Origin of the sequence: Devosia sp. (assembly GCF_034675085.1) — a bacterium.
Classification (GTDB): domain Bacteria; phylum Pseudomonadota; class Alphaproteobacteria; order Rhizobiales; family Devosiaceae; genus Devosia.
The window spans coordinates 1-2,106 of the sequence record NZ_JAUCDN010000438.1; the positions used below are offsets into that span (position 1 = coordinate 1).

Here is a 2,106-nt window from a genome sequence, read left to right on the forward strand (position 1 = left end):
TTGATGAGCCACAATTCGCCGCGCTCGGGCGAGGCATAGGATTCGGTGATCTGCGCCTTGCCCTGCCGCAGCGACTTGACCTCGGTTCCGGTCAGCACGATGCCGGCCTCGAGCGTATCGCCGATTTCATAATCATGGCGCGCGCGCCGGTTTTCAGCCACGAGTCCGTGGCTGATCCAACCGTTCTTGCTCTTGTCGTTCTTGCTGGCCATGACCCTTAGATAATGCCGGCATGGGTCATTGCAAAGTCCACCGCCTCTTGGGTGGCCTTAGACACCGGCACCAGCGGCAGGCGCAATTCGTTGGCGCACAAATTAAGCCGGTTGGCAGCGTATTTCACCGCCGTGGGATTGGGCTCGAGGAAGAGATTCTTGTGCAGGTGCACGAGCTTGTCCTGGATGGCCAGGGCGCCCTTGAAGTCGCCGGCGAGCGAAAGCTCCTGCATCTGCGAGCAGAGGCGCGGCGCGACATTCGATGTCACCGAGATACAGCCATGTCCGCCATGCGCATTGAAGGCGAGCGCCGTTATATCCTCGCCGGAAAGCAGCACGAAATCGGCGCCCAGCCGATCGCGTTGCAGGCTGGTGCGGCCCAGATCGGCCGTCGCATCCTTGACGCCGATAATGTTGGAATGGGCTTCGCGCAGCCGGGCGATGGTGTCGATGGTGAGATCGACCACGGTGCGCCCCGGCACGCTGTAGAGGATGACGGGAATGCCCACGGCGTTCGCCACGGCCGAGAAGTGCTGGAACATGCCCTCCTGGTTGGGCTTGTTGTAATAGGGCACGATGGTCAGCACCGCGTCGGCGCCGGCCTTCTCGGCAAAACGGGCCAGCGACACCGCTTCGGCGGTGGAATTGGAGCCCGCCCCGGCGATCACCGGCACACGGCCATTGGATACCTCGATGGCGATTTCGACGATGCGATGGTGCTCTTCGTGGCTCACCGTGGGGCTTTCGCCGGTGGTGCCCACTGGCACCAGGCCATGGGTGCCCTCGGCAATCTGCCAGTCGACAAAGCCGGCGAAGGCTTTCTCATCCACGAGCCCATTATGCATGGGGGTGATGAGCGCCGTAATCGATCCTCGCAGCATTTGTCGAGATGTCCTTAGTTTGGTGCGGCCGGCAGGGCCGCGTCTGGGGGTCTGGCCCGCCGTGACGGCAAGGCTATGCGGTGGCGCACCATACTTTCCCTTCCCCTTTCCGACAATGTTTTCCTTGCAACGGGAAGCCCATAGCCCAGAATGGGAAACATCGGAGTCCGAGCATGCCCCGCAAAAGAACTGTTCCCGCCGACCATGCCGCCTTTGCCGGCCTCTCCCCCCAGCCGGTGGCGCTGGCGGGCGGGCTTCGCGCCGCCGTGCACGTGGCCGGCACCCTCTCCAGCCAGCGCCTGCCTGTGGTGTGCCTGCCCGGCTATCAGCGCAATATGAGCGACTTCAGCGCCTTTGCCGGCTATTTCCAGCGCATGAGCGGCGGTGAATGGCCGGTGGTGCTGCTCGATCTGCCCGGAAGGGGCCGCGCCGATGATCGTGCCAAAGCGGAAGATTACAGCTCGATCGAGGATGCGCGCGACGTCGCCTCCATCCTTGCCGCGCTCGGCATCGGCCGGGCGGTCATTCTAGGCCAGGGCCATGGTGGCCAGGTGGCCATGGTGCTGGCCACGCATCATCCCCTGCTTATCGCCGGTACGGTGCTGCTCGATTCCGGCCCGGTCAGCGACTCGCGCGGCATTGTGCGTCTGCGCAACAATCTGGCCCATGTGGAAAGCCTGCGCGGCGCCAAAACAGTGGCCGCTGGCTTCCGCCGTATCCTGGGCGGGGATTATCCAGGCCTGCCCGACGATCGGCTCGACGCGCTGGTGGGGCGCACCCATTTCCTCGACAAGCGCGGCCGCGCCCATCCGCTTTATGATCGGCGGCTCATCGCTGCGCTGGACAGCATCAATTTCGACGATGTGCTGATGCCGCAATGGCCGCTTTTCGACGCGCTGACCTGCGCGCCGCTGATGCTGCTGCGCACCCAATTGACCGACCAGTTGCGCCGTGAAACCTTCGACGAGATGATCCGCCGCGGCCCAGACGCCCTGGCCGTGGGGCTTGCCCTG

The 2,106-nt window shown here is 64.2% G+C and carries 3 protein-coding genes; 1 reads left to right on the top strand and 2 read right to left on the bottom strand.

Annotated features, from left to right (window positions below; translation table 11 throughout):
* A partial coding sequence (locus tag VDP82_RS17440; RefSeq protein ID WP_323016086.1) for an SsrA-binding protein occupies window positions 1-212 on the bottom strand: 212 nt, incomplete at its 3' end.
* A gap of 5 nt (window positions 213-217) precedes the next feature.
* Window positions 218-1,093 carry a 4-hydroxy-tetrahydrodipicolinate synthase gene (gene dapA, locus VDP82_RS17445; protein ID WP_323016087.1) on the bottom strand — a complete coding sequence of 292 codons (876 nt, stop codon included), beginning with the start codon at window positions 1,091-1,093 and terminating at the stop codon, window positions 218-220.
* Between the two features lie 173 nt (window positions 1,094-1,266).
* On the opposite strand from dapA, the gene VDP82_RS17450 reads away from it, so the two are divergent.
* A partial coding sequence (locus VDP82_RS17450; protein WP_323016088.1) for an alpha/beta hydrolase occupies window positions 1,267-2,106 on the top strand: 840 nt, incomplete at its 3' end.

What these genes read in the sequence shown, in the direction of transcription:
- dapA (WP_323016087.1), bottom strand. Translation starts at nt 1,093, where the DNA reads ATGCTGCGAGGATCGATTACGGCGCTCATCACCCCCATGCATAATGGG.